The sequence below is a fragment of the Sphingomonas sp. R-74633 genome (assembly GCF_013416555.1).
Lineage (GTDB): Bacteria > Pseudomonadota > Alphaproteobacteria > Sphingomonadales > Sphingomonadaceae > Sphingomonas.
This window is the reverse complement of sequence record NZ_JACCFG010000001.1, coordinates 388171-414831: the sequence shown is the minus strand read 5'-3', so window position 1 is coordinate 414831 and position 26661 is coordinate 388171. Positions and strand designations below refer to the sequence as shown.

Sequence of the window (26661 nt, the reverse complement as noted above, 5' to 3'; positions counted from 1 at the left end):
CAGGCAAGGAGACGGAAGATGGCGAATATCGGCAAGCTGGATCGACGCGGGTTCCTGGTCGGGTCGAGCACGGTCGCGCTGCTCGCGCTGGAGAGCCAGGCCAGCGCGGCAAAGCTGCTGGCGGCCATGCCGGGCGCGGCACCCAAATCCTCCGCCGACCATGTCTATGCCCGCACGCTCCACTTCGTCTACGCGCGCAGCGGCGGCAAGGCGTTCGGCAACACCTATAGCGACGACGATTTCCTCAAATTCTTCGACCAGGTGCCCGGCGGCGTCACCGCGGCGATCCCGTTCCTGCTCAACGTGGCCGACGCATCGGTCTATGCGCCGATGATCAACAAGATGAAGGCCAAGGGCATCGCGATCTATCCGGGCGTCGGCCAGAAGCCCGGTGACGGCCCGATCAATGTCCCGAAGTACAAGGACATGGCCAAGAACTACCGGCCGTTCACCGATTGCATCCGCCTCGAGAACACCCAGGGCTATTTCGAGGCGCACGGCCCCGAGCCGATCCAGGACCTGATCGATTATTGCGTCGGGCTCGGCTTCAAGCACATCATGCTCAACCCCTGGCCGAAACAGGCCGGCGGCGAGGTCTATCCGTTCAAGAATCCCGAGCTCGATTCGACGATCTACCAGGTGCTGCTCAAGCATGACCGCAAGACGCACAAGCTCATCCCCGATCCGCAGAACTGGTTCCCCGGCAACCAGGTCAAGATCGACGCGGTACGGAAATACCGCCCCTCGATCGCGGTGCTGATCAACTATGAGAGCGCGCCCCAGCACGAAGTGCTGGAACAGATGGAAAAGGACGAGAAAGGCAGCACGATCGCCGCGATGGAGATCACCGCGCGCATGATCGAGCAGAGCAAGAAGAACCTGCACTGGTCGCCGCCATTCACGACGATCTACGATCCGGTCAAGCTCGGCACCTGGTCATGGATGGCCAAGCGGCTCGGCGACTTCAAGGGATGAAGCGGGTAGCCGGCGAGCCCAGCGCTCGCCGGCCCCTCCGGATTACTGGACCTTCTTGGCCGCGTCCTGCGCCGCGTCGCCCACGTCCTTGGCCGCACCGCCGACGTCCTTGGCCGCCTGCGTCACGGCGTTGGTCTTGGCGTTCTCGCGGTTGTTCTGATTGAACAGGTAGACGGCACCGATCACCACGGCGATCAGCAGCACCAGCCCGACGATCAGGCCCACGCCGCTGCCGCCACCGCGCTCGACCACCACAGTGCCGCCACCCGTCTCGGTGACGCGCTCTGCAGTCACCCCATCGGTACGTTCGGTTACACGTTCAACCATCGCATTCCTCCTCGAACTCCTGCGGCTGCAACCGAGAAGGTCTTGCGATGGTTCCGGAAATCAGAAGGGCAGCTTGAAGCCCGGGGGCAGCGGCAGGCCGCTGGTCATCTTGGCCATCGACTCCTGCGAAGCCGCATCCGCCTTGGCGCGGGCATCGTTGAAGGCCGCCGCGAGCAGGTCTTCGAGCATGCCCTTTTCCGCCGGGTTCATCAGCGAATCGTCGATGTGCAACCCGATGATCCGGCCCTTGGCCGAAGCCTGGACCTTGACCAGCCCGCCGCCGGCGGCGCCCTCGACTTCGATCTTGTCGAGATCGGCCTGCGCCTTGGTGAGTTCGGCCTGGACGTTCTGCGCCATGGCCATCATTTTTTCGAGATCCATACTAACTTCCTGTCTTGGACCAGCCGATCAGCTCGGCATCGGGAAAGGCTTCCATCGCGGCGGCGACCATCGGCGAGGCGAGCACCGAATCGCGCTCGGCCTGCTCGTTCGCGGCCTGCTCCTCGCGCAGCGTCATCGCCTGCGCCGGCACCTCTACGCATTGGAGCTTCCAGTTGGTACCGGTAAACTCCTTGAGCGCGGCGCCCAGTTCCTTGAGGAAGTCGAACGGCAGCGTCCGCGCCGCGGCAAACTCGATCTCGGTGCCCGCAAAGCTCACCGGGCGCAGATAGTCGCGCACTTGGGTGGCGAGCTGGAAGCGGCGCTTCTCCTCGAGATAGTCGGCAAGCTGGCCCAAGCTGGTCGGCAGCGCCGAGCCATTGGGAGCCGCGGCACCAGCCGGTGCGGCGCCGCCCGAGATGGTCACATTGCCGCTGGCGATCTGGCGGGCAAGTTCGCCAGGATCGGGCAGCTGCGAGGCATGGATGACGCGCAGCAGCGCCATTTCCGCCGCCTCGATCGGCAGCACGGCCTTGGCGACCTCGTCATGCCCGCGCAGCACGAGCTGCCATAGCCGGTGCAGCGCCGGGAAGCTCAGCCCCGCCGCCCAGCGCTCGAGCGCCTTCAGCTCCTCGGCCGACTGGCCCGAATTCGGGTGGGTGCCGAGCTTGGCGAGCGTCACCGCGTGCACCGTCTCCAGCAGCGTGCGCAGCACCGCCTGCGGATCGACGCCAAGGTCGTACTGGCCGCGCAGCGAAGCCAGCGCGCCCTGCGCATCGCCCTCGAGCAGCAGCCCGAACAAGGTGCGGATCGCGCCGCGGTCGGACAGGCCGAGCATCTGGCGCACCGCCTCCGCCTTCACGCCCTCGCCTTCCAGCCCGGCATGCGCGATCGCCTGGTCGAGGATCGAAAGCCCGTCGCGCGCGGACCCTTCGGCCGCCCGCGCGATCAGCCCCAGCGCCTCGGGCTCCGCCTCGACACCCTCGGCCTGGCTGACCTTGGCGAAATGCTCGGCAAGCAGCTCGGCCGGGATGCGGCGCAGGTCGAAGCGCTGGCAGCGCGACAGCACCGTCACCGGCACCTTGTTCACCTCGGTCGTGGCGAACAGGAACTTCACATGCGCCGGCGGCTCCTCGAGCGTCTTGAGCAGCGCGTTGAACGCGCTCTTCGACAGCATGTGAACTTCGTCGATGATGTAGATCTTGTAGCGCGCCGAGACCGCCGAATAGCGCGATGCCTCGATGATCTCGCGGACATCGTCGACGCCGGTATGGCTCGCCGCGTCCATCTCGATCACGTCGATATGCCGGCCCTCGGCGATCGCGCGGCAGGGCTCGCAAATGCCGCAGGGGTCGATCGTCGGCCCGCCCTGCCCGTCCGGGCCGATGCAGTTGAGCGCCTTGGCGATCAGCCGCGCGGTCGAGGTCTTGCCGACTCCGCGGACGCCGGTGAGCAGGAAGGCGTGCGCCAGCCGGTCGCGCTTGATCGCATTGCCCAGCGTGGTGACCATCGCATCCTGACCGATCAGCTCGGAAAAGGTCTGCGGCCGGTATTTGCGCGCCAGCACCCGATAGGCGCTGTCGCGCGGCTGTGGGGGTTCGTCGAGGCCAAGCAGGGAATCGGACATGCCATCCGTTCCTAGCGTGTTCCGCTGCCGCGTCCAAGGCGATGCATGCCGCCGGGCGGGGGAAAAGACCGTCGATGGGAGAGGGAGAAGGTGGGAGCCGGAACGACCCGCAGCGAAATCGTTGTGGCTGCTTCCTTCCGGATCTGACCAGGTTGGCGACGACTACGTCCGCCCGACTCCCGCGGCGCATATGGGCAAAGTCAGGCGGTTAGGCAAGATGATAAGGCAAGGGGGCAGGAACGTTCCCGGCGTTCCCACCCCCAAAACCTCTAGCGCCAGAGCTTAGCGGTAATAGCGCACGTTGCGGCAGCTCTGGTAGCGGTGGCCATGGCGCCACTTGGTGGTGCACACCTTGCGGTAATAGACGCGCTTCTTGTGCCAGCCATTGTGGTGCTGGATCTCGGCCTTGACCGTCGCGGCCGGGGCAACGGCGGCATTGGCGGCGGGGATGGCGAGCGCGGCGGCGGCAGCGGCCGCGAGGATCGGAAGAATCTTCATTTAGCTCTCTCCTGCTAGCAGGGGGATAATCCCTACGGGTGCGGAAACCGGAACGATCGTTTCGGTTCCATGCACGATCCTGAAACGGGACGGATTGCGGGCGGCTGAATGTCTGGTTCGTTGCCGTAGCGTTTCAACCAGCGGAGAGGGGGCGTTTCAGCGCCCCTGCATGTCGCGGTGCGCGCCCGGCATGCGCACCACCAGCCCATCGAGCTCGGGGGTCAGCAAAATCTGGCAGGCGAGCCGGCTGGTCCGCACCGCGCCCATGGCGAGGTCGAGAATATCCTCCTCTTCCTCCGCCGCGCGTGGCAGCCGGGCGAAATGCTCGGGATCGACGATCACATGGCAGGTCGAGCAGGCCATCTGCCCCTCGCAGGTGCCTTCCAGCGGCTGCCCGTCATTCTGCGCGACTTCGAGCAAACGAAGCCCCTCTTCGGCCTCGACATCATGCTGGGTGCCATCGGCGCCGATAAAGGTGACGCGGATCATGCTGCGCGGCTCTGCAGGCGGGCGGCGGCGACGATCCGGTCGATCGCGTGGATCAGTTCGTCTTCGCTGGTGTAGCGGCCATAGCCGATGCGGATGCTCGCCCGCGCCTCCGCGGCGCTCAACCCGATCGCCTCGAGGACGTGGCTCGGCCGTCCCGATCCGCTCGCGCAGGCCGAACCCGCCGAGAACGCGATGTCGCGCAGCTCGCTGATCAGCCGGGCGACGTCGAGCCCGTCATGGCGCAGGTTGAGATTGCCCGGATAGCGATCGTCGCGCGACCCGTTGAGGATCCAGTCGCCGGCGATCCGGTTCAGCGCCGCGCGGAACAGCTGCTCGGCATGTGCATGATCCACCCCGAAGCGCTGCTTGGCGAGCTTGGCCGCCGCGCCGAACCCGGCGCACAAAGCGGGCGAGAGTGTGCCCGAACGGCCCGCAGGCTCCTGCCCGCCGCCATGCATCAGCGGCTCGAGCGTTACCCCGTCGCGGATCCACAGCGCGCCAATGCCCTTGGGCCCGTGGATCTTGTGCGCCGACACCGCGATCAGGTCGCAACCCTCGGGCATTCGCACCCGGCCATAGCCCTGCACCGCGTCGCACAGGAACAGCGCGCCGGCGGCATGTGCGAGACGCGCCAGCTCCTCGACCGGCTGGATCACGCCGATCTCGTTGTTGACCAGCATCGCGGCAACCAGCCCGATCCCAGGCTTGATCGCGGCGCGGGCGGCAGCGAGATCGACCAGCCCCTCGGGGCCGACCGGCAGCACCGTCACGTCCCTGCCCTTGCGCGCCTCAGCCGCCACGGTATCGAGCACCGCGGCATGTTCGGTGGCAAGGGTGACAATGCCCCCGCTCGTCCCCTTGATCGCCCAGTTGAGCGCTTCGGTCGCGCCGCTGGTAAAGCTGACCTTGCCCCCCACCGGCAGCAGCCCGGCGACATCGTCGCGCGCAACTTCCACCGCCGCCTTGGCCGCACGGCCCTGGGCATGGGCGGAGTGCGGATTGGCGAAATTATTCGCCAGCAGCGGCAGCATCGCGGCCAGCGCCTCGGGGGCGAGCGGCGTGGTCGCCTGATAATCGAGATAGGTCATGCAGCTCTGGTTCTGGCCTCGATCGCGATCTGACGCCAGAGCGTCGTGAATCCATCCACCTCCGCCTCGCTCGTCCCGCGCCCAAAGCTCACCCGCACGACTTCACGCAGCGCCGGCTCCTCCCAGCCCATCGCGCCCAGCACATGGCTCGGCCGCATGCTGCCCGACGAGCAGGCGCTGCCGGCGGAAACCGAGATGCCGGCCATGTCGAAGCGGATCAGCTGCGCTGCGGAGGAGACGCCCGGCATCCGGTACGCCCCGATCAGCGGGCTGCGCGACGTGGCCGCGCCGACGACTTCGCCGCCCGCCGCCACTATCGCCGCCTCGAGCCGCGCGCGCAGCTCGGCCATGCGCGCCAGATCCTCTGGCACCGTCACCGCTGCCGCATAACCAAGCGCGCCGGGGAGGTTCTCGGTCCCTGCCCGATAGCCCTTTTCCTGCCCGCCCATCGGCGCCAGCACGCCAAAATCGCGGACCAGCAGCGCGCCGATCCCCGGCGGCCCGCCGCGCTTGTGCGCCGATACCGCGACCAGATCGGCATGGCGCAGCACCGCCGCCGATGCCCGCGCCGGCATCTGCGCCGCATCGACGAGCAATATTCCGTCCGCTGCGTGCACGATCTCCGCGATCGCCTCGATCGGCTGGATCACGCCCGTCTCGCTATTGGTCCGCTGCACCCCGACCAAAGCGCGTGGTCCGTCCGCCAGCGCAGCCTTCAGCACGTCGAGGTTCAGCGTGCCGTCGGCCAGCACCGGCAAAACCTGTGCGCCCTCGGCGTGGCGCAGCACCGAATCATGCTCGACCGCGCTGATTAGCCGGCGCGGCGCCATCGACCGGGTCAGCGCCATGTGCAGCGATTCGCTCGCGCCGCTGGTGAAGATCAGTTCGTGCGCCCAGCCATAGGCCGCGGCCACTTCGCGCCGGGCGTTCTCCAGCGCGGCGCGGGCAGCCCGCCCCTCGGCGTGCGGGGAGCTGGGATTGGCCCAGTGGCGCATGCCCGCTTCCACCGCGGCCAGCGCCTCGGGCAGCATCGGAGTGGTCGCGGCGTGATCGAGATAGATGCGGTCGGCCAAGTTGCTCTCGTAATAATTGCGCAAACGGGCGCGCTGCCTATATAGCGCCCAACTCTCCGCGCTCCACTGCGCACAGGATTTCATACAGGGAAATACCTTGCCCGAAGTCATCTTCCCCGGTCCCGAAGGCCGCCTCGAAGGCCGTTTCGCTCCCGCGCCCAAGCCGCGCGCGCCGGTCGCCATGATCCTCCACCCGCATCCCAATGCGGGCGGTACGATGAACAACCGCATCGTCCAGGAGCTCTACAAGACCTTCCAGCGCCGCGGTTTCGCGACGCTCCGCTTCAATTTCCGCGGGGTCGGCAAGAGCCAGGGCACGTTCGACAACGGCATCGGCGAGCTGTCCGACGCCGCGTCGGCGCTCGACTGGGTGCAGAGCTTCCACCCGGAAGCCAGCTCGACCTGGGTCGCCGGCTTCGGCTTCGGCGCCTGGATCGGCATGCAGCTGCTGATGCGCCGCCCGGAAATCCGCGGCTTCATCTCGGTCGCCCCGCCGGCGAACATGTTCGACTTCACCTTCCTCGCGCCGTGCCCCTCGTCGGGCATCATCGTCCAGGGCGAAAATGACGAAGTGGTCACGCCGGGCGCCGTCCAGAAGCTGGTCGACAAGCTGCGCACCCAGAAGCACATCACCATCCACCACGACACCATCCCGGGCGCGAACCATTTCTTCGAGCAGGAAATGGAAGAGTTGATGGGCAGCGTGGACAAATATCTCGACATGCGGCTCGACCCGAACTCGCCGATCCGCTGACCTGTACGGGCGCGGGGCTCAGCTCCGCGCCCGGCACCGCGCCAAGGCCAAGGCAAAGACCAGCCCCGCCACCATTGCCCCGATCGCGTACCAGGGCAGCACCGCCGGATCGAACCGGGCACCGGTCAGCCCGATGCCGAAGCCGCGCGAATAATAGGCCGGGATGAGCGCCAGCGTGAGCGCCATCGCCGCCAGCGCGCCCAGCGCCGCACGAACCGCCAGCGGCCCGATCCGGGCACGTACCGCCAGCCAGAAGCACAGCATCAGCAGCGCGCCGAGCAGCAGCTTGGCGGCCGGGCCGATATCGTCGCCCATCTGCCAGCTATTTGCCGGCAGCCGCGCCAGCCCGTGACGCTGAAGCGAGATCAGCAGGCCGGGCAGGAACACCGCCGTCACCCAGCCGAACAGCCAGGCGGGACCACTGCATTTGAGATCGCGAAGCTGCATCCGCCGTCCCCCCTTGCCGGGAAGCTAACGGACGCTCACGCCGCTGTCAGTCCTTCTTGAGGTTCTTCGCCCCGCCCGCCAAGATCGCGGCGGTCGCCTCATGCGCGCCGCGATAGGCTTCCTGGAACGCGGCGCTCCAATATTTCAGCTGGTCGAGCGGGATCGGATCGCCGGTGACGGCGCAGACGACATGGGTGCCCGGACGGATCACGTCGAAATCGGACGCGTCGTAATGGAGTTCGGCGAGAAGCGACATGCGCCCCATCTAGGGATTGCGGCGCCGCTCGCCAACACTCAGCGAGTCAGCACCGCGTCGATCCACTGATCGACTGCCGTGGTGGCCGGATAATCCGCATCGCCCAGCCGCCGGTTGATCTCCATATGCCCGCGCAGACCCTGCCCGGCAAAACCCTGCACCTTCACCCGCGCCCCCGCCGCCGTCAGCGCACGCCCCAGCGCTTCGGACTGGCGAGTGCCGTCCTCGCGCTGCACATGCAGGATCAGGAAGTCCCGTGCATTGGGTGCCGCTGCCTGCAGCGTCGGCGAGAGTGCCCGCTGGCGCGCCGGCTCGCTGCCGAACGCCGCTTCATAGGTGCCGCCCATCACCCGCGGGCCGTCGGCCATCTGCGCGGGCACGTCATAGGCGGCGCCGTCGAGCAGCACGACACCGGCCAGCTTCTCGAGGCCCCAGCCCGCCTTTTGCAGATAGGCGGGATCGGTGGCGATCAGCGCGGCGAGATGCGCGCCGGCGCTATGCCCCATCACCACGATGTGCCGGGGATCCACGCCCATCGCCCTGGCATTCTTGACCATCCAGCCCAGCGCATCGGCGACGTCCTGCGCCTGCTGCTCGACGGTCGCGCCCGGCACCAGCCGGTAGTTCACGCTGGCGAACGCATAGCCCTTGCCGGTGAAATGCGCGATCTTCGCGTCGCCGGTGGCATTGCCCTTGTCGCCGCGCTTCCAGCCGCCGCCATGGATGAACACGACCAGCGGCGCATCCGCCTTGGCCGCCTTGTAGAAATCGAACTTCTGGAGCGCCGCGCTGCCATAGGCAACCTCATGCCCGGGCGGCGACTGCGCCAGCGCAGGCGCAGCGGCGAGCAGGAAGGGAAGCAGGATCAGCGCCTTACGCATCGCAAACCTCATCGAACCTTAGGTGCGAGGATATGCAGGCGTTGCCGGCGCGTCCAACGATCTTGTGTAACGAGATGTGTCGGGCTCAGACCCTGAGGATCAGCAGATTGCCCAGGATCACCACCGCGCAGATCCACATCAGGATCGCCTTGGTCCGGTCGGCGCGGAACTGGCGCCAGCCGCCCCAGACCAGCACCCCCACCGCGATCACCGCGATACTCAGCCAGATCGGTTCGAGCGAAGCGTCCCCGATCACCGCAGGACAAGCCAGACGAGCAGCGCGATGGCCAGCGGCACCCCGAGGAACAGCGCGATCATCGCGGGATCGCGGCGATAGATCATGCGCAGGAAGCCGTAGATGACATAGCCGGCCACGCGCGCGGCGGCGCTCATCACAGTGGCGATCACGGAACCGAAGCGATTGGCCAAGGGGTCAGTCTCTCCCGGAAAGGACTTGGGCATAGGCATCGGGATCGGCATTGCCCCCCGAAAGCACGACGAGCAAGCCCGGCTTCACATCGACCTTGCCCGCGAGCAGCGCCGCCAGCGCCACTGCGCCGCCCGGCTCGACCACTACGCGCAGCTTCGCCGCCGCCCAGCGCTGGGCATTGCGGATCTCCGCCTCGCTCACCGCAAGCCCGGTGGCGCCGCGCCGCGACAGCACATCGAAGGTCAGCGGCGATACGCGAGTCGTCTGCAGCGCGTCGCACGCAGTCGGCGGCGGATTGTCGCCCACCGGCTCGATCCAGCCCGCCTCCAGGCTACGCGTCATATCGTCCCAGCCCTCGGGCTCGACCACGATGATCTCGGCGTCAGGCAATGCCAGCGCCATGCCCGCCGCCAGCCCGCCGCCGCCGCACGGTACCAGCACATTCTCGAAGTCCGGCAGCCGCGCCTCGACGATCTGGCTCATCGCCTCGATCCCGGCGCTCCCCTGCCCTTCGATGATCCACGGATCGTCAAAGCTCGGCACCAGTGTCGCGCCGCGGGCATGGGCGAGATGCGCGGCGATCTTCTCGCGGCTCTCGGTCATGCGATCATAGGAGACAACTTCGGCCCCCATCGCCAGCGTCGCGTCGCGCTTCACCTTGGGCGCGTCGGCCGGCATCACGATCACCGCCGGCATCCCCAGCTTCTTCGCCGCCCATGCGACCCCCTGGGCGTGATTCCCCGACGAGAAAGCGACGACGCCGCGCTCGCGCAAAACCCCGTCTAATGCGGTCAGCCGGTGCCAGGCCCCGCGGATCTTGAACGCGCCGATCGGCTGCAGGCACTCGGCCTTGAAGCACACCGGCACACCGCGAATTTCCTGAACGAACAAAGGGGGTTGCGGCAGGATCGCCGCGACCTTGGCGGCGGCGTCCCGCACCCCGGCGCGCGTTGGCTGTCGCACAATCGTCACAGTTCACCCCCGCAGTAAAAATCCGGAACGCGAATCACTTTACACCCCGTTCCAACGTCCTTATGTGCCGCCTTCCGCTGCCCCATGGGACTTCCAACCGCAAGGCAGCTTTTTTCAACGTTTGCCGAAAGGCATTTGGAGGTCCCTTGAGTTGCACCAGCATCATCGCGCGCTGGGGTTAGCGCCCCTCTCGACCGCCGGCTCCTCCGTGACCGGCATCGACATCGCTAAGCAGGGTCCGGTTCAGCCGGTTACGCTTGTCCGTCCGCACGCTGCGGCACGGGCCGCTCGGTTCTTCGTCGAGAAGTTCCCGGGCAAGGCCATGTATGCGGTCAAGGCGAATCCGTCGCCCGAGCTGCTGCAGATCCTGTGGGATAACGGCATCACCACGTACGACGTGGCGTCGATCGGCGAAGTTCGCCTGGTTGCGCGCACGCTGCCCGAAGCCACGCTCTGCTTCATGCACCCGGTCAAGGCCGAGGAAGCGATCGAAGAAGCGTATTTCACCCACGGCGTCCGCACCTTCTCGCTCGATTGCCTCGACGAGCTGGCCAAGATCGTCCGCGCCACCAGCCGTGACGGCGTGCCCGCGAGCGACCTGACGCTCTGCGTGCGCCTGCGCGTCTCGTCGGACCATTCGAAGCTGAGCCTCGCATCGAAGTTCGGCGCCGGTCCGGGTGAAGCCGCCAAGCTGCTGTTCGAGACCCGCCAGGTCGCCGACGCGCTGGGCATCTGCTTCCATGTCGGTTCGCAGGCGATGTCGCCGGAGGCCTATTCGAACGCGATGGAGCGCGTGCGCGCCGCGATCGTCGAATCGGCTGTCACCGTGGACGTCATCGACGTCGGCGGCGGCTTCCCCTCGACCTATCCGGGCATGACCCCGCCGCCGCTCGAGCATTATTTCGAGACGATCCACCGCGCGTTCGAGAGCCTGCCGGTTTCCTATTCGGCCGAGCTCTGGGCCGAGCCGGGTCGTGCGCTGTGCGCCGAGTACAGCTCGATCGTGGTGCGCGTAGAGCGTCGCCGCGGCGCCGAGCTGTACATCAACGACGGCGCCTATGGCGCGCTGTTCGACGCCGCGCATATCGACTGGAAGTTCCCGGTCGAGCTGCTGCGCGAGCCCGAGTCGAATGCCAAGGACGTCGAGTTCAGCTTCTACGGCCCGACCTGCGACGATCTCGATTACATGAAGGGCCCGTTCCTTCTGCCGGCGGACACCCGCACCGGCGACTATTTCGAGATCGGCATGCTCGGCGCCTATGGCTCGGCGATGCGCACCGCGTTCAACGGCTTCGGCACCGACGCGACTGTCGTCGTGGCGGACGAACCGATGGCCTCGATGTATGTCGAGCTCACGGAACGCCGTCCGGCCTGGAACGTCGTCAAGCTGTAACAGCACACCGCTTAAAGCCGTCATCCTCGCACGGGTCGCCCCTGCGCGGGGATGACGGATATGTTTTCGGGGTCTATGGGCCCCGCAACCGGGTTTCCGCGTCCCCTTAACGACGGCGGCCATTGCGCATGGGAGAACCCCCAGTGACCGATTCCCTTATCAAGACCGCTGCCGCGCAGCCGGTGGACACGACGAACCGCAAGGCGGAGCTGCTCTCGAAGCAGGTCAAGCACATCGACATCACCTCGTTCGATGCGCGCCCGATCGTCGACGCGATGGCAGACATGAGCTTCACCAGCCGCGATCTCGGCCGCGCGACCAAGATTTACAACGAGATGCTCGCCGACAAGGACTGCACGGTCTGCCTGGTGATCGCGGGCTCGACCTCGGCCGGCGGCTGCATGGACCTCTATGCCGAGCTGATCCGCAACAACATGGTCGATGTCGTCGTCGCCACCGGCGCGACCATCGTCGACATGGATTTCTTCGAGGGCCTTGGCCACAAGCACTATCAGGCGCTCGAGATCCCCGACGACGACACGCTGCGCTCGCTCTACATCGACCGCATCTACGACACGTACATCGACGAGGAAGCGCTCCAGAACGTCGACCACACGATCTTCGAGATCGCCGAGACGCTGGAAGCCAAGCCCTATTCGTCGCGCGCGTTCATCCGCGAGATGGGCAAGTACCTCGTCGAGCACGGCAAGAAGGACAACAGCCTGGTCAAGCTCGCCTATGAGCATGACGTGCCGATCTTCTGCCCGGCATTCGTCGACTCCTCGGCCGGCTTCGGCCTGGTCAAGCACCAGGTCGATCGCGCCAAGGCGGGCAAGCCGTACATGGTGCTCGACGCCATTGCCGACTTCCGCGAGCTCACCGAGATCAAGATCCAGGCCGGCACCACCGGTCTCCTGATGATCGGCGGCGGCGTGCCGAAGAACTTCATCCAGGACACCGTCGTCTGCGCCGAGATCCTCGGCCATGACGATGTCGCCGTGCACAAATACGCCGTGCAGATCACCGTCGCCGACGTGCGCGACGGCGCCTGCTCGTCCTCGACCCTCCAGGAGGCCGCCTCGTGGGGCAAGGTCAACACCGGCATCGAGCAGATGGTGTTCGCCGAAGCGGGCTCGGTCATGCCGCTGCTGGCGTCCGACGCCTATCACCGCGGCCACTGGAAGGACCGCGCCAAGCGCGGCTGGGCGAAGCTCTTCGCCTGATCCTTTCCGGATCGGACCAGAAACAGGGCGGTCGGGACATCCCCGGCCGCCCTTTTCTTTTGAAATGCCCGCGAGGTTCGTCAATCCTCCCGGCGAAGCGGACGCACCGCGTTGGCGAAAGGGGCACCATGACCGAAACACGTCCGGAAATGACGGCGGCGGAATTCGAAGCCGCGGCCTCGTATCAGCATCCGGGATGGTGCGCGACCGGAGAGTCGTTCGTCCATGTGCCCGCGGTAATGCAGATCGAAGGCTGGGACCTCTACGGCCACCCCGGCAACGACCAGCTAACCGAACCGCAACGCGCGCTGATGATGTGGTCCGATCTCGTCGGCCAGGTAAGCAATGGCGGCTTCACGCAGTTCATCGACAATTACCGCGTTTCGCTGAAGTTGGCCTATCGGCTGATCGCGTTGCTCGACTGGCCCGAGCTGATGGCCCGCTTCGACCCGGCCTTTCGCGAGCGCGCGGGCGATCCCGAAGCGCCCGTTGCCCGCATCGTGCCCAATCTGAACGATGAGCCCGAGAAATGGGCGGCGAGCCGCGCACGTCTGATCCGGCACCTGGCGAAGCAGGGCAAAAGCTGGTGGCAGCCGGTCACGCAGCGCGACATCGCCTGGGTGGAGGCCCGGAATGAGGATTGGCAACTTCAGATCAAATATCAGGCTGCAGTGGTGCGGGGCGAACTCACCTCGGGCGGCGAAGCGGTCTTCGATTTCGTGCCCCCCGACGAGGACGCATCCAACGCCTTTGACGACTGGCTCTATGCGCCCGAAACCAAGGCCGCCTCACTCGAAGCGATCCGGGCTTTCGCCCTGGCCAACCGCGACGCGCTCTGCCGCCTGCGCGACTAACGGCGGCGCCTACAACCGGTAAAACGCCGCCGCATTGTTGTAGAAGATGTCCCGCTTCTGCGTCGCGCTCAGGAAGCTCGCGCTCTCCACCCCCTCGATCGCCAGCCCGATCGCCTCGGGCCAGAACATGTTGTCCGATCCGAACATCACCCGCTTGCCGAAGCCCGCGCCGACGATCCGCTGGAGGCAGGCATGGAATTCGGCGCGCGGCAGCAGCCAGGCATTGGCGCCGGTATCCACATTCACATTGGGGTAGAGCATCAGCATCGCGATGGTCTCCTCGATATAGGGCCAGCCGCTGTGCATCAGGTTGATCCGCAGCTTCGGATGCCTGCTCAGCGCCTCCTCGATCGTCTCGGGATGGCCAAGCCGCGCCCGGGCGGTGCTGCAGCAGGGATCGAAGGGCGTGCCGGACGGCATGGTGCCGATGTGCAGCGCCACCGGCACGTCAAATTCCTCCGCCAGCGCGAGATAGGGGTCGTATTGCGGATCGCTCAGCGACAGACCGGCATATTCCGCTGTCACCTCGCCGAGCACCCTGATCGTCCCGTCGGCGAACAGCCTGCGCAATGTGTCGAGCGGCGGCAGCGGCGTGTCCGCGGACCCGCGGATGCCCGCCCCCGCGATGAAGCGCGCGGGATCGCGATTGCGCCAGTCGATCGCCGCCTGCAGCCGGTCGCCATCGCCGCCGCTCACCACGCCGCGCACGACATTGTGCCGTTTCATTTCCGCGATGCACGCCGTCAGATGCTCGGCGCCGCTGCGCACCGGGCTCTTGGCGCCGGTGATCGGATTGGTCGCGCCTGCCGGCAGCGGCATCGATGCGGGATAGGCGTGCAGGTGCACATCGATGATCGGCTGCGCGCCCGCCGCAAACCCGAGGCTCGGCAGCGCGAGCGAAAGCCCTGCCCCGCCGCCCAGCCTGAGCAATTCTCTCCGTCCGATATTCGCCATGAAATCCGCCTCGTGGTTCATGGCGCAAGGCGTGCTTCGTGCCCGTCCTGCAGGCAACTACCTGGCAGGTAGTGGCGCCACGGAGGCACCAGTCCCGGCGAAGCGCCGTCCCGCAGCGGGACCTTCGCCGACGTCAACAATGGTCAGCAACATACTGGAACCAAATCCGATGCACCTTAGGGGGAATAAACACTGAATCGGGTCGATGCCGCGCCTTACTGAAGCCACCGCCGCCAAGAGACGGGCGCATATCCTCGACGCGGCCGCGCGCTGCCTGTTCGAGCGTGGGCTACTGGCCACCTCTGTCGACGATGTGTGCACCGCCGCGGGGATCAGCAAGGGCGCCTTCTACAGCCATTTCCCGAGCAAGGAGGGGCTGATCCACGCAGTGACCGACCTGCTCTCCGCCGAGCTCGGGTCGATCGATGGCGACAGCATCCAGAGCCTCGCCGACTCGCTTTTTGCGCACCAGATCGCCCCTGCTTTGCCCCCGGCCAATGCCCGGTTCGGCATCGAAATCACCGCCGCCAGCGCAGCCGACGCCGGGCTGCGCCAGCGCACCACCGCCAATCTCGAACGCCTGCGCCACGCCGTGGAAGCCGCGGTGCGCAGCCTCGCCGCTGCCGGCAAGGCGCGCGCCGGCGCCGATGCCGAAGCGATCGGCTGGCTGGTCCAGGCGCATGTGATGGGGGTGCTCTGCCGCAACGCCGTCTGGTCGGCGCAGGATGAAGCGGCGCTCCGCCGTTCAACGCACCTGCTGCTCGAGAGCCTGCTCGCTCCGGTTTAGTTGCATTCCCGAACCGGCTTTGGCAGCCTCCCGCGCTCAATGCAGGTGGAGGGGACTGCAATGCACAGCGAAATTCTCGCGCCCGTGGTGGCGCTCGTCGCCTGGACGCTCGTCATGCTGGTCTGGATGATGGCGATGCGGATGCCGGCGATGCGCAAGGCAGGCATCGACATGGGCAAGCTGGTCGGCAGCAAGGGCACCGATGCCGACAAGGTGCTGCCCGCCCAAGCGCAGTGGAAGGCGCACAATTACAACCATCTCCACGAGCAGCCGACCCTGTTCTACGCGGTCGCGCTGGCGCTGGCGCTGCTCGGCCAGGGGCACGGCATCAATTTGTGGCTCGCCTGGGCCTATGTGATCCTGCGCATCGCCCACAGCGTGGTGCAGGCAACGGTCAACCGCGTCTCGACGCGCTTCGCCTTGTTCCTGCTGTCGACATTGGTGCTGATGGCGCTGACGCTCCACGCGGGCATGGCGATCGTGCTCGATCATGCGCCGGCCACCCCGGTGGAGACGACTGCGGCGGCGTACGCGCGCTAGCAATACGCTGCTCCCCGGCGAAGGCCGGGGTCCAGTTGCGATATTGTTCGAGAGGTTCACCCACCTCACCTGATCCGCCGATACTGGGCCCCGGCCTTCGCCGGGGAGCAGCAAAGGCGCGCTAGCCGAATAGCCGGTTCAGGCTGCGCTCCAGCATCAGCAGCTGCCACAAGGTCCGGCCATGCTCGGCGCGGCCCGCCTTGTGGTCGGCGGCGAGCTTCTCGATCGCCTGCAGGTCGAACCAGCCGGTGCTGTGGAGCAGCTTCGAGCGCCCCAGCGCCGCCGCCTCGTCGGCCAGCGCCTTGCGGAACCAGGCGCTGATCGGCGTCACGAAGCCCATCTTCGGCCGGTAGAGCACGTCCTTGGGCAGATAGGGCTCGAGCGCCTTCTTCATCAGCCACTTGCCCTGCCCCGCCTTGATGCGGAGCGACGGTGGCAGCGTCGCCATGAACTGGACCAGCCGATAGTCGAGCAGCGGCTCGCGCGCCTCCAGGCTCACCGCCATGCTCGTGCGGTCGACCTTGGTGAGGATGTCGCCCGGCAGCCAATGCTTGATATCGGCATATTGCGCCCGGTCGAGCGCATCGCGCGCCGGCGCCTGCCGCATCGTATCGGTATAGCGCTGCTCGGCGCTGTGCCCCGCCAGCGCCTTGCGCATCGCGTCGCTGTAGAGCGTCTGGCGCAGCACCGGGCCGGTCACGCCCACCGCCTTGGGATAGGCGAACTCCCCAGCCTCGGCGAGCGCCAGGAAAGTGGTCTTGGCACGGAACGGCCGCGGCGCCCAATCGGCCTTGGGGTAGAGCCGTCCCAGCGTCCCGAACACATTGGTGCGGAAGTCCTGCGGGAACAGCCCGCGTACCCGCTCTTCGCCGGCGAAGAACTTGTAGCGACGATACCCCGCCATCGCCTCGTCCGCGCCGTCGCCCGACAGCGCCACCGTCACGCTCTCGCGCGCCAGCTCGCACACCCGGTAGGTCGGCAATGCCGAGGCATCGGCAAAGGGCTCGTCGAACGCGCCGACCAACGTATCGATCAGCGCGAAATCATCCGCCGCCACCTTCCGGATCTGGTGCGCGGTGGCGAAGCGCTCGGCGATCATCTGCGCATAGCCCGTCTCGTCCAGCCCCGCTTCGTCAAAGCCGATCGTGCAGGTCTTCACCGCCGCCTTGCTCGCCTCCGCCATCAGCGCGACCACCGCCGAGCTGTCGACGCCGCCCGAGAGGAACGCGCCGAGCGGCACATCGGCGATCATCCGCGACCGCACCGCGCCACGCATCAGGTCGACCAGCTCGGCCTCAAGATCGCGCACCTTGCCCGTCGCGCGCTTGGAAAAGTCGATGTCCCACCAGCGCTGCTGCTGCGGCACCGGCTTGCCGCGCTCGAGCAGCAGGAAATGCCCGGCCGCGAGCTTCTTCACACCGCTCAGGATCGAAGTGTCGTCGGGCACATAGCCGAGCCCCAGATAGTCCTCGACCGCCTTGAACTCGGGCGTGCGGCGGAACAGCGGATGCGCCAGCAGCCCCTTGAGCTCCGACGCGAACGCCACCGCTCCGTCCGACAGTTCGGCATAATGGAGCGGCTTCACCCCGAACCGGTCGCGCGCCAGGAACAGGCTCTGCGTGCTCGCGTCATAGAGCGCAAAGGCGAACATGCCGTTCAGCCGCTCAAGCATCCGCGGCCCCCAGGCGCGCCAGCCGTGCAGCAGCACCTCGGTGTCGCTGTCGGTAGCGAAGCGCGCGCCCTTGGCCTCGAGCTCGGCGCGGACCTCCTGGAAATTATAGATCTCGCCATTGTAGGTGACGACCACGCCCTGGTCCGGCGTCGCCATCGGCTGCACGCCGCCCTCGAGATCGATGATCGCCAGCCGGCGATGCCCCAGCCCCACGCCCGCGGTGACCCACACGCCCGACCCGTCCGGCCCGCGATGGACCAGCGCATCGGTCATCTGCACGATGCGCGCGGGATCCACCGGCTTGGCCAGCGCTGGATAGTAAAGGCCGGCGATGCCGCACATTCAGGCGAAGTCCCCCAGATAACCAACCGTCACCCCGGCCTTGTGCCGGGGTCCACTAAGCCTCACGCAGAGCGCAAGAGCCTCCTGCCCAGTCATTGCCTCCGGGTGGACCCCGGCACAAGGCCGGGGTGACGAAGTGGCGTAGATGGAAGTCAGCGCGCGCCCGTCATGCGATCCGCCAGCCCCTCGACGGGACCAAGCGCGCCCAGAAAGTCCTGGATCGTCGCATGCGCGCCATTCTCCGCGCCCTGCTCGGCCGAGAGCAGCACCGCCACCCCCGCCTGGTTGCCGCCCAGCAGCTTGGTCTTGAGCGTCTCCAGCTTCACCCGCTTCTCGCTCCCGGTCAGCACGCCGCCGATCCGGTACCAGGTGACCGTCTCGCGCTCGACCCGGCCCGGCCCGGTCATCCGCAGCGCAGCGCCGCGCCGCACCGGCCCGAGATCCTCGATCTTCACCCAGCGGTCATTCTCGCGGATCGCGCCGATCCCGAAGCCGACCAGCTCGCGCCCTTCATGCTGCGTGGCATAGACCGCCACCGCCAGGTCGACGCTCCGCCCCGCATCATCGGCATAGCGCCCGATCAGCATATGATCCGCGCCCGGGAAATTGGGCGACCACGCCGCACGCGTCGCCGAAGCCACGCGGTGCCAGCCCGGCACCTCGGGCAGCGCCACCTGCGCGGGCAGCGCCTGCGCCCGCGCATCGTTGAGGCTCGACCAGCCGAGGAACAGGCTCGCCACCAGCAGCACCAGCGCACCCGCGATCGGCGCGTCGACGCGCTTCGCCGGCACTGCCTGCAATTTCGCGGGATCGAACCAGCGCGCGTCAGGGTCGCGATCGAACCATTTCCAGCCGATCGCCAGCACCGCGGCCATCACGATCCCGAAGAACACCCAGCCATAGACGATATGGTCGAAGCCGGTGGCCTGCTCGACCGAGGTCCACCACGCCGCATAGATCGTCCCGAAGGCGCGCAGCCCATTGGCGAGGATCGGCACCAGGATCGCCGCGACCATGAACCCGGCGCGCCGCCGCCACGAGACATAGCAGACATTCGCCACCAGCACGCCGAACGCGACCATCGCGATCACGAACTTGGCGCCCGAACACGCCTCGGCCACTTCGAAATAGCCGTTCGACGTCGTGATCAGCACCCCGTCCACACTGGCAGGCACGCCGAACGCATGGAGCATCGGCATGATCATCGTGATCGTGATGTCCTGCAGCGGCCCTTCGAGAAAGTCGCCGAACGGCACGAGGAACGCCATATAGCAAAGCGGAAACAGCAGCGCCCGGGCGACGTTCGGCCCGAGCACGGTCACCACCGCGCCCTGCAGCATCAGCACCAGCCCGGCATGGCGGAACAGCGCGACGCCCGCGGCATCGCCGACCATCCAGCCGAGCCCGCCGCACGCGACGATCGCCAGCCCGGGCCACCAGCCCTGCGGCGGCACTTCGCTCAGCTCCACGCGCCGCTGCCACACCAGCCAGGCGATCACCGGCGCGATGAACAGACAATGCCCGAAGGTGGTGTTGGTCCAGTAGATCGTAGCGAGATCTGCGGTGTCGCGGTGGAAGATCGCCAGCAGCGCGAGCCACACGCCCGCCAGGATCGCGGCATGCCGCTTCCAGCGCGTATCGAACACGGCGGTTGCGGGCGCAGGACCCGCTGCCGGGGCAGCGGCCGCGGTCACGCCGCCCGCCGCGGCTTCTTCGGCACGTCGGTAACGCGCGACACGCGCTCTTCCTTGGCCGGGCGCAGCGGCTGGCCGAGCACGGCGTCGAGCGGGCTCAGCCGCGCTTCCCAGCTATAATGCTCCATCACCCGCTTCCGCGCCGAATTGCCCAGCTCGGTCGCGCGGCGGCGGTCCGAGAGCAGCCGCGTCACATGCTCGGCGATCTCGCCCACGGTCGACCCGACCAGGATCGTGCCGCCATGATCGATGCCCGTCGCAGCCGCTTCGCTCGCGACCACCGGCCGCGCCATCGCCATGCCCTCGAGCACCTTGTTCTGGATGCCGCGCGCCAGCTTGAGCGGCGCGACGACCACCGCCGCCTGCGCCAGCCAGCCGCGCACGTCGGGCACTTCTCCGATCACCGCCACGCCGGGATGCTTGGCAAGCGCCTTCACGGCGTCGGTCGGGTTGCGGCCGACGATCATGAAGCGCGCATCGGGATGGACCAGCCGGACATGCGGCAGGATCGTCTCGACGAACCAGGTCACGCCCTCGATGTTCGGGCGATAGTCCATCTGCCCGGTGAAGACGATCGTCGATCCCATCACGTCGACGCGCTTGAAGGTCGCGGCCGGATCGAAATACTCGGTGTCGATGCCGTTCTCGATGACATGGACGCGGTCGGCGCGGGTGCGCTGGCGGAACAGGTCGGCCTCGGCCTCGCTGACGAACAGATTGGCGTCGGCGCGCGCCGCGATCGCCTTTTCATGCGCGAGCAAAAGCCGCGCCTCGCGCCCGAGCATCCAGCCCATCGGGCCCTTGCTGCTCTTCGCATAGGCCGCGAACTTCGCCGAATCCATGTCGACGAAATCCATGATCACCTGCTGGCGCGGCCGCGCCGGCAGATATTGGGCCATCTGGCTCGAGAAGACGTAGATCGTGTCGATCCGGTGCCGCTCGAGGATGTTCTCCACTGCCTGGCGCAGCGCGTCATTGTCGAACGCAGTGAGCGAGACCGGCCGGTGCTGGATCAGCGCCTGCACGCCCGCAATGAGCTGCGACTTGGCGCGCCACACGATCGAGCGGTTGCCGGTGTACTTGGTCAGCCCGCCCTTCTGCTTCAGGTCGGCGGGATCGTCGGCGAACGCGATCAGGTGGACGCGCTTCTTCGTCGAGAGATATTTCAGGATGTGGAAACCGCGGATCTTGTCGCCCCGGTCGGGCGGATAGGGCACGCGGTGCGCCAGAAAGAGAATGTCGCCCATCAGCCAAGGCCCTTCGCAATGAGGGGACCCGCGCGGTTGGCGATCCACAAAGGAAGCTTGCTCCAGACGCGCACCTGGAGCGAATATTTCGGATTGGCCGGGCTCGCGTCGCGCGGCTTGGCGCCCTCGGCGATGCGGTCATAATAAGTCAGCGGCTTCGGCTCGAAGCCCCAATTCTTCTTGAACGCCGCCGGGCCGGTGCCGACCTTCGAGCGGCCGAAGTCGAAGCGCGTGCAGCCGCGGGTGCGGGCATGGCGCATCAGCTCGAAATACATGCGGTCATTGGCGCGAAGGCCCCGCGCCGCCGGGGTGCCGCCACCCCAATAGGGGTACACCGTCCCCTTCCAATACAGGCTCAATACGCTCGACACAGCCACCCCGCCGTGGCGGACGACAAGCACGTCCGCCGAAGTGCCAAATTCCCGCAAAACCTCGGAAAAAAGACTCCGGGGAAATACGGGCGTCCCCAGATTGCGGACCGACTCGGCATAGACGGCATAATGGGCGGCAACGTCATCCGCGTTACAGCCGATCGAGATTTCGAGGTCGTTCTCCAGCGCCTTGCGTACCTCGGCGCGCTGCTTGCGCGGAATGGCGAGAAGCTGGGCCTCATCGTCCGCGGCAAGCTCGCGCACAAAGCCCAGATAGCGCGTGTCGTCCACGCTCCACTCGGGCCCGGGCAGCGGTCCGCCGCGCACTTCCATCACCGGGCAGTTCAGCGTCTGCGCCAGCGCCCAGGCATGGTCGGCCATCTGCGAGACGATGCGCGGGTCATGCGTCAGGATGCCCCCGCCCACGCCGAACCCGGCCGAGGCGAGCACCTTGCCGAAGATTGGCGACGTAATCTCGGTAAGCGGCATCACGCCCGCCAGCTCGCCATTGGCGCTCTCGGCGACGAGGTAATGGCTCCTCTGCCCGCAGCCCCGCGCCACGCCGACGCTCCAGGCGGGCAGATGAAAGGGCGTGCCCTCGGGATGATCATGGACGAACGCCCCGATCCGCGCGCGCTCGATCTCGTCGCCGAGATTGGCCATGCGCAGCGCGACCGGCTTGCTCAGGAGCGGCGCGTTCACTTTGCCTTCTCCTTGCGGCATTTCGCCTTGAGCCGCGCCGTCTCGCGTGCCGCGACCTCGTCCATGCGACCCCATTGATGCCCCGCGATCAGCGTGCCCAGCTTGCCCGCCATCGCACCCAACCGGCTGTAATGGCGCAGCTTCGACTTGAGCGGCGCATCCTGCACGCGCGGCTGACCCGGGTCGATCTCCCAGGGATGAAAGTAGAAAATCGCGGGACGAGCCGCGTCATTGGCGGCGCGCACCGCGCGATAGGTCACTTCGCCGGGCAGCAGGCGGAAGAAGCCTCCGCCGGTCGTCACTTCGCGGCCGAAGAAGCTCGCCAGCGTGATCGGGATCTCGACCAGCTCGGCGCCCGGCACCGGCCAAAAGGCCCCGCGCGGCGCATCGTGCCAGCCATAATGGTCATGCTTCACCGGCGCGACGCTCGACGAATAGGCATAGCCCTCCTCGGCGAGCACCTCATGCGCCCAGGGCGTGCGGCGATCGATCGAGAAGCTCGGCGCGCGGTATCCGGTGACGCGCTGGCCGCTCGCATCCTCCAGCACCGCCTTGGCGCGGGCAAGATCGGCGCGGAATTCCTCCGGCTTCAGCGAGAAGACGCGGGCATGATCCCAGCCGTGGCTGGCGATTTCGTGCCCGGCCTCGGCGATGCGGCGGATCAGCGCCGGATAGCGCTCCGCCACCCAACCCAACGTGAAGAAAGTCGCCTTGACTCCGCCGGCGTCGAACAGCGCCAGCACCTTGTCGGTATTCGCCTCGACACGGTGCTCGAGCCCGTCCCAGTCCTCGCGTGCGATCGTGTTCTCGAACGCGCCGACCTGGAACCAGTCCTCGACATCCACCGAGAGGGCGTTGACCACCATCTGCGTCAGGCCGCGTTTCCGCGCACCGCCGACAGGTCCGGACGGCGGCCATTGCCTTCGCCCTGCTCGACCCAGTCGACCAGCAGCCCCAGCACGCGGCGCAGCGCCTCGTCCTGGTCGCGCACCTGCGCCTCGAGCTCGGAAATGCGCTGCTGAACCGGATCGCCCGAAACCGGCGCGGGCGCGGCGCGCAGCGGCACGGCTTCCACCGGCTGCGGCGGCGGCACCGGCGCGCCCATCGGCATCGGCGCGACATCGGTCAGCTCGTAAGGCTCAGCGACCGGCGCGGGCGCCGGTGCCGGGCGATAGGCCGAAACCGGCGTGTCCTGGTTCAGGTCGGCGATCACCATCGCCAGCTCCTGCGCGCCGAACGTCTCGAGCTCCTCGACCGCGCCGAACAGCAGCACGCGGCTGGCGAGCTGGTTGACGCGCCGGGGGGATCCGCCCGACCAGCGGTGGATCGCCGCCACCGCGTCATTGGTGAAGCGCGGCTTGCCCCGCCAGCCGACGCACGACAGGCGGTGGATCAGATAGGGTTCGACTTCATCGGCCTGCATCGGATCGAGATGGTGCATCGCGATCACGCGCTGGCGCAACTGTTCGAGGCGGGGATCGCTCAGCGTGAGACGAAACTCGGGCTGGCCGAGCAGGAAGATCTGGAGCAGCGGATAGCCGCCCGCCTGGAAGTTGGAGAGCATGCGCAGCTCCTCCAGGCTCTCGATCGGCAGCGACTGCGCTTCGTCGACCACGACGAGCGTGCGGCGCCCGGTGCGCGCCACGCTGTGCAGCCCGCGCTCGATCGCGCTCAGCATCTCGGCCTTGTTGAGGTCCGAGCTGTCGATCTGCAGCCCCTGGCAGACCAGCCGCAGCAGGTCCTCGGGGCGCAGCTGGGTCGAGACGATCTTGATGACGTTCAGCCGCTCGCGGTCGATCTCGCCGAGCAGATGCCCCATCAGCGTGGTCTTGCCCACGCCGGGATCGCCGGTGATCACCACAAAGCCCTCGCCCTGGCTCAGCCCATAGCCGAGATAGGCCATCGCCTTGCGGTGCGTCGCCGTGTCGAACCAGAATTTCGGATCGGGGGTCAGCTGGAAGGGCCGGCCGGTCAATCCATATTGGTCGTCGTACATGTTTCCGTCCCGACGCTTAGAAGCCGTAGCGCAAGCCGAGCAGCGCCTGCGCGCTGGCCGAGCTTTCGCCATCCCGCTCGAACCCGAAGATGCCCGTCGAAAGCGTGGCACCGAGTCGTCCGAAGCGGTGGGTATAGGCAGCATTCGCTCCCCAACCGTAAATGCCGTCATTCCCCGGCAGGTCGCTATCATAATAGCTGCCGATCACGCTGCCCTGGAGCGAGCCGTTGGCGCCGACATCGGTCGAGGCGAAGAGCTGGCCATAGATGGTGGTGTCGCTGGTGCCGTTGGTGGTGAAGGCCGTGCCGCCGCCGGTCGGCGCGATGAAGTCGCGCTTCGCCCAGCCGCCGCCAATGCCGATCTTGGTGCCGCCGCGGCCCATCACCGCCACGCCGGTCACGCCGCGGCCGCGATAGGCCGAGGTGGTGGCGGAGGCGAAGATGCCGGTCATGCAGCCACCGGTCGCGGCGCCGGTGGTGCCATAGATGCAGCCCGAGAATTCGTTGCCGAACGGATCGGTGGTGCTGGCAAGCGCGGTCGGCAGCGAGCCGAGCTGGCCGTTCAGCTGCTGGCCGAAGGTCTGCACCGTGTCGTACACGCCGATCTGGATGCCGCTGCCCGGACCCGCCTGATAGCTCAGCGAGCCGGTATAGCTCATCGAGCCATAGCGCCGGCCGACGCGCGCTTCGAAGAAGGTGCGGCGGCTGGGCTTCCAGATCACGCCGGCATCCCAGAACACGCCGCTCAAATCATAGGCGATGCGGCGCGGCGAATTGGGATCGGTGCGGAACCGCCCTGCCCCGTCGAGCACCGGCACGCCGCCGACGGTCAGCGCATCGCGCTGGGTGATCTTGATCTGCTCATAGCCAACGCCGCCCGCCAGCGCGAGGCCGCGCAGGATCGGCAGCACCACGTCGCCGCGGCCCCACTTCCCTTCGAAGCGCTGGTCGAGCTGGCCGGCGTTCTCGCGCGTGTAGGAACCGCTGGCGGTGATGCCGACCGGCAGCACCGTGCCCGACTTCACGCCGACGCTGGCGGTCGCGACATGTACGGTCGAATCGTCATAATAATCGAGGCGCGGCTGGCTGGGGTCGACGCCGGTCTGGCCGGGCGCCTCCACCTTGGTATAGCCGAAGCGGTAGGCGCCGTTGACGAACATCGGCCCCAGATGCGTCGCCAGGTTCGGCCCGATATAGCCCGAGAAAACCTGCGCCGAGTTGCTGAAATTGCCGACATTGCTGGTCTGCACGTCGCCGCGAATATCCGAACGGGTGCGCGTGGCGATACCGCCCGCCTCGATCGAGAAGCCCGGCGCGACGGTCGCGCGCACGGTGGCGAGGCCGCTATGCGTGTGATCGTTGTTGAGCTTGTTCTGATAGTCGAACCGGTGCTCGTAGCGGTAGCTCACCTGCACCTCGACGCGGCGCGAATGCATCGTCGCGTCGATGCCCGCGCCCACGGTCGAATAGGTCAGCACGTCGCCGCCATTGAGGTCGGACGCAACGACCTGGCTCGCCTCGATATAGGGCGTGACCTGGACGCGCTGTGCCTGTGCCGGCGCCGCCACCCCCGTAGCAACACCCGCCAAGATAATCAGCCGCTTCACCGGCTTTCCTCCCCATATTCATAATAGCTGCCGAACCGGCGCCCGCCGGGCTGGAACGACACGGAATTGAGCACGAGCTGGATATGCTCGCAGGCATCGAGCGTGTTGACCGCGGCGCGCAGGTCGCTCTCGCTGGTCTGGTCGGCGCGCACGACGAGCATCACCTGCCCGACGTGCAGCGCCAGCACCGACGCGGGCGACGCGGCCAGCGCAGGCGGCGAATCGAAGATCACGATGCGGCGCGGATTGGCCTCGGCCAGCCCGTCGATCACGGCGCGCGCGCGGTCGCTCGCCAGCAGCTCGGTGTCGCTGTTCGAGCGCGCGCCGGCCGGCAGCACCGAAAGCTGCGGGATGTCGGTATCGATGATGCAGTCTTCGACGTTCGCCACCGAACCGGCGAGCACGTCGAGCAGCCCCGGGCCACCTGGCAGGCCCATGCGCGGCAGCACGTCGGGCTTGGGGAAGTCGGCGTCGACCAGCAGCACCTCGACGTCCTTTTCGGTCGCCATCGAGAGCGCGAGGTTGATCGCGCAAAAGGTCTTGCCCTCGCTCGGCTGGGCCGAGCAGACTAGGATCATGCGGGCGCGGTCGGCGGCCTTCGCGGTATCCTTGGCGGCGACGGCGCGCGCGGTGAGCAGCAGCTGGCGCTTCACCATGCGGAATTCCTCCGCCAGCGGGCCGATCGCGGCGCCGGGCATCAGCATCCCGCCCTTTTCGAGCACCGCCCGGTCGAGCGGCGCCATCCGGCGGCCCGTCGGGCGCGCCACGGCGATCTGGGGAGCGGCTTCTTCCTGAGCTTCTCCCCGGCGAAGGCCGGGGCCCAGACTTTCAGTCTGGGACGCTGAGGCTGGGCCCCGGCCTTCGCCGGGGAAATGCTCCGCCTGCGGCGCGGGCTGCGGCACAACCACAGGCGCAGGCTGAACCTGCATCTCAGGCGCTACTACCGGCGCCTCGACGCGCTTCGGCGCCGGCTTCGCAACCGGCGCTACAGGCGCATCGTCGATTGGCGCAGGCGCGTAATGGAAGCCCTGCGCGGCCCGCTCGAGCAGCGATCCCTTCAGGCGGCGGGGCGTATGGTCGTTCAT

Annotated in this window: 29 protein-coding genes and 1 other RNA gene; 7 read left to right on the top strand and 23 right to left on the bottom strand. The window is 67.3% G+C overall.

All coding sequences use genetic code 11. From position 1 onward, the window contains the following. Window positions 1-18: 18 nt before the first annotated feature. The gene (locus HZY97_RS01980) at window positions 19-975 is read left to right on the top strand and encodes a hypothetical protein (RefSeq protein ID WP_180140074.1); all 957 of its coding nucleotides are present in this window, start codon (window positions 19-21) and stop codon (window positions 973-975) included. 42 nt (window positions 976-1017) lie between these two features. Here the strand turns inward: HZY97_RS01980 and HZY97_RS01975 are convergent, their stop codons facing one another. The 8 genes from HZY97_RS01975 to HZY97_RS01940 form a co-directional block, all read right to left on the bottom strand. After that, window positions 1018-1302, bottom strand: a complete 285-nt coding sequence (locus tag HZY97_RS01975; protein ID WP_180140072.1) for a hypothetical protein — start codon at window positions 1300-1302, stop codon at window positions 1018-1020. A gap of 60 nt (window positions 1303-1362) precedes the next feature. Continuing rightward, window positions 1363-1683 (bottom strand): YbaB/EbfC family nucleoid-associated protein, encoded by a 321-nt coding sequence (locus HZY97_RS01970; protein WP_180140070.1) that lies wholly within the window; start codon window positions 1681-1683, stop codon window positions 1363-1365. 1 nt (window position 1684) lies between these two features. Next, window positions 1685-3307, bottom strand: a complete 1623-nt coding sequence (locus tag HZY97_RS01965; protein ID WP_180140068.1) for a DNA polymerase III subunit gamma/tau — start codon at window positions 3305-3307, stop codon at window positions 1685-1687. A gap of 86 nt (window positions 3308-3393) precedes the next feature. After that, window positions 3394-3491, bottom strand: an RNA gene (gene ffs, locus HZY97_RS01960) — signal recognition particle sRNA small type. 98 nt (window positions 3492-3589) lie between these two features. Beyond that, complete coding sequence (locus HZY97_RS01955; RefSeq protein ID WP_180140066.1) at window positions 3590-3805, bottom strand: hypothetical protein; 216 nt, start codon at window positions 3803-3805, stop codon at window positions 3590-3592. 156 nt (window positions 3806-3961) lie between these two features. Next, window positions 3962-4294: a 2Fe-2S iron-sulfur cluster-binding protein gene (locus HZY97_RS01950; protein ID WP_180140064.1), complete on the bottom strand. Its 333-nt coding sequence runs from the start codon at window positions 4292-4294 to the stop codon at window positions 3962-3964. Further along, entirely contained in the window at window positions 4291-5382 is a 1092-nt protein-coding gene (locus HZY97_RS01945) for a cysteine desulfurase family protein (protein WP_180140063.1), read from the bottom strand. The genes HZY97_RS01950 and HZY97_RS01945 overlap by 4 nt, the downstream gene beginning before the upstream one ends. Beyond that, window positions 5379-6455: a cysteine desulfurase family protein gene (locus HZY97_RS01940; protein WP_257214841.1), complete on the bottom strand. Its 1077-nt coding sequence runs from the start codon at window positions 6453-6455 to the stop codon at window positions 5379-5381. The genes HZY97_RS01945 and HZY97_RS01940 overlap by 4 nt, the downstream gene beginning before the upstream one ends. Before the next feature lie 97 nt (window positions 6456-6552). Here HZY97_RS01940 and HZY97_RS01935 point away from each other — a divergent pair, with 97 nt between their 5' ends. Then, a complete protein-coding gene (locus tag HZY97_RS01935) occupies window positions 6553-7209 on the top strand; it encodes an alpha/beta hydrolase (RefSeq protein ID WP_180140058.1) in 657 nt (218 codons plus the stop codon). 18 nt (window positions 7210-7227) lie between these two features. On the opposite strand, the gene HZY97_RS01930 is transcribed toward HZY97_RS01935, so the two are convergent. From HZY97_RS01930 to HZY97_RS01905, 6 genes are all read right to left on the bottom strand, one after another. Next, window positions 7228-7656, bottom strand: a complete 429-nt coding sequence (locus HZY97_RS01930) for a hypothetical protein (RefSeq protein WP_180140056.1) — start codon at window positions 7654-7656, stop codon at window positions 7228-7230. Window positions 7657-7702: 46 nt separating this feature from the next. Next, window positions 7703-7912, bottom strand: coding sequence for a DUF2093 domain-containing protein (locus HZY97_RS01925; RefSeq protein WP_257214840.1), 210 nt, complete (start codon window positions 7910-7912; stop codon window positions 7703-7705). 38 nt (window positions 7913-7950) lie between these two features. Beyond that, the gene (locus HZY97_RS01920; protein WP_180140052.1) at window positions 7951-8793 is read right to left on the bottom strand and encodes an alpha/beta hydrolase; all 843 of its coding nucleotides are present in this window, start codon (window positions 8791-8793) and stop codon (window positions 7951-7953) included. Between the two features lie 85 nt (window positions 8794-8878). Further along, window positions 8879-9049 carry a hypothetical protein gene (locus HZY97_RS01915; RefSeq protein ID WP_257214936.1) on the bottom strand — a complete coding sequence of 57 codons (171 nt, stop codon included), beginning with the start codon at window positions 9047-9049 and terminating at the stop codon, window positions 8879-8881. After that, window positions 9046-9222: a hypothetical protein gene (locus HZY97_RS01910; RefSeq protein WP_180140050.1), complete on the bottom strand. Its 177-nt coding sequence runs from the start codon at window positions 9220-9222 to the stop codon at window positions 9046-9048. The genes HZY97_RS01915 and HZY97_RS01910 overlap by 4 nt, the downstream gene beginning before the upstream one ends. Window positions 9223-9226: 4 nt before the next feature. Then, on the bottom strand, window positions 9227-10195 hold the full coding sequence (locus HZY97_RS01905) for a pyridoxal-phosphate dependent enzyme (protein WP_180140048.1): 969 nt from the start codon (window positions 10193-10195) through the stop codon (window positions 9227-9229). 151 nt (window positions 10196-10346) lie between these two features. Here HZY97_RS01905 and HZY97_RS01900 point away from each other — a divergent pair, with 151 nt between their 5' ends. The 3 genes from HZY97_RS01900 (at window position 10347) to HZY97_RS01890 (ending at window position 13665) form a co-directional block, all read left to right on the top strand. Then, window positions 10347-11588 (top strand): type III PLP-dependent enzyme, encoded by a 1242-nt coding sequence (locus HZY97_RS01900; protein ID WP_180140047.1) that lies wholly within the window; start codon window positions 10347-10349, stop codon window positions 11586-11588. 143 nt (window positions 11589-11731) lie between these two features. Continuing rightward, complete coding sequence (locus HZY97_RS01895) at window positions 11732-12811, top strand: deoxyhypusine synthase (protein ID WP_180140045.1); 1080 nt, start codon at window positions 11732-11734, stop codon at window positions 12809-12811. A gap of 128 nt (window positions 12812-12939) precedes the next feature. Then, window positions 12940-13665, top strand: a complete 726-nt coding sequence (locus HZY97_RS01890) for a hypothetical protein (RefSeq protein WP_180140043.1) — start codon at window positions 12940-12942, stop codon at window positions 13663-13665. A gap of 9 nt (window positions 13666-13674) precedes the next feature. On the opposite strand, the gene HZY97_RS01885 is transcribed toward HZY97_RS01890, so the two are convergent. After that, window positions 13675-14640 carry an amidohydrolase family protein gene (locus tag HZY97_RS01885; protein ID WP_180140042.1) on the bottom strand — a complete coding sequence of 322 codons (966 nt, stop codon included), beginning with the start codon at window positions 14638-14640 and terminating at the stop codon, window positions 13675-13677. Between the two features lie 184 nt (window positions 14641-14824). On the opposite strand from HZY97_RS01885, the gene HZY97_RS01880 reads away from it, so the two are divergent. Together HZY97_RS01880 and HZY97_RS01875 are read left to right on the top strand one after the other, a co-directional pair. Then, complete coding sequence (locus HZY97_RS01880; RefSeq protein ID WP_180140040.1) at window positions 14825-15406, top strand: TetR/AcrR family transcriptional regulator; 582 nt, start codon at window positions 14825-14827, stop codon at window positions 15404-15406. Between the two features lie 60 nt (window positions 15407-15466). Beyond that, the gene (locus HZY97_RS01875; protein ID WP_180140038.1) at window positions 15467-15946 is read left to right on the top strand and encodes an MAPEG family protein; all 480 of its coding nucleotides are present in this window, start codon (window positions 15467-15469) and stop codon (window positions 15944-15946) included. Window positions 15947-16067: 121 nt separating this feature from the next. Here HZY97_RS01875 and HZY97_RS01870 read toward each other — a convergent pair whose 3' ends face one another. From HZY97_RS01870 to HZY97_RS01835, 8 genes are all read right to left on the bottom strand, one after another. Beyond that, window positions 16068-17960 (bottom strand): XrtA/PEP-CTERM system amidotransferase, encoded by a 1893-nt coding sequence (locus HZY97_RS01870; protein WP_180140036.1) that lies wholly within the window; start codon window positions 17958-17960, stop codon window positions 16068-16070. 152 nt (window positions 17961-18112) lie between these two features. Further along, window positions 18113-19654, bottom strand: coding sequence for an exosortase A (xrtA, locus tag HZY97_RS01865; RefSeq protein WP_373684257.1), 1542 nt, complete (start codon window positions 19652-19654; stop codon window positions 18113-18115). Further along, entirely contained in the window at window positions 19651-20901 is a 1251-nt protein-coding gene (locus HZY97_RS01860; protein ID WP_180140034.1) for a TIGR03087 family PEP-CTERM/XrtA system glycosyltransferase, read from the bottom strand. Before HZY97_RS01860 ends, xrtA begins: the two co-directional genes overlap by 4 nt. Beyond that, window positions 20901-21974: a FemAB family XrtA/PEP-CTERM system-associated protein gene (locus tag HZY97_RS01855; protein ID WP_180140032.1), complete on the bottom strand. Its 1074-nt coding sequence runs from the start codon at window positions 21972-21974 to the stop codon at window positions 20901-20903. The genes HZY97_RS01860 and HZY97_RS01855 overlap by 1 nt, the downstream gene beginning before the upstream one ends. Next, entirely contained in the window at window positions 21971-22840 is an 870-nt protein-coding gene (locus HZY97_RS01850; RefSeq protein ID WP_180140030.1) for an XrtA system polysaccharide deacetylase, read from the bottom strand. Before HZY97_RS01850 ends, HZY97_RS01855 begins: the two co-directional genes overlap by 4 nt. Window positions 22841-22845: 5 nt before the next feature. Further along, window positions 22846-23970, bottom strand: a complete 1125-nt coding sequence (locus tag HZY97_RS01845) for an ExeA family protein (protein ID WP_180140028.1) — start codon at window positions 23968-23970, stop codon at window positions 22846-22848. Window positions 23971-23986: 16 nt separating this feature from the next. Continuing rightward, window positions 23987-25576 carry a hypothetical protein gene (locus tag HZY97_RS01840; RefSeq protein WP_180140026.1) on the bottom strand — a complete coding sequence of 530 codons (1590 nt, stop codon included), beginning with the start codon at window positions 25574-25576 and terminating at the stop codon, window positions 23987-23989. Next, the gene (locus HZY97_RS01835) at window positions 25573-26661 is read right to left on the bottom strand and encodes an AAA family ATPase (RefSeq protein ID WP_180140024.1); all 1089 of its coding nucleotides are present in this window, start codon (window positions 26659-26661) and stop codon (window positions 25573-25575) included. Before HZY97_RS01835 ends, HZY97_RS01840 begins: the two co-directional genes overlap by 4 nt.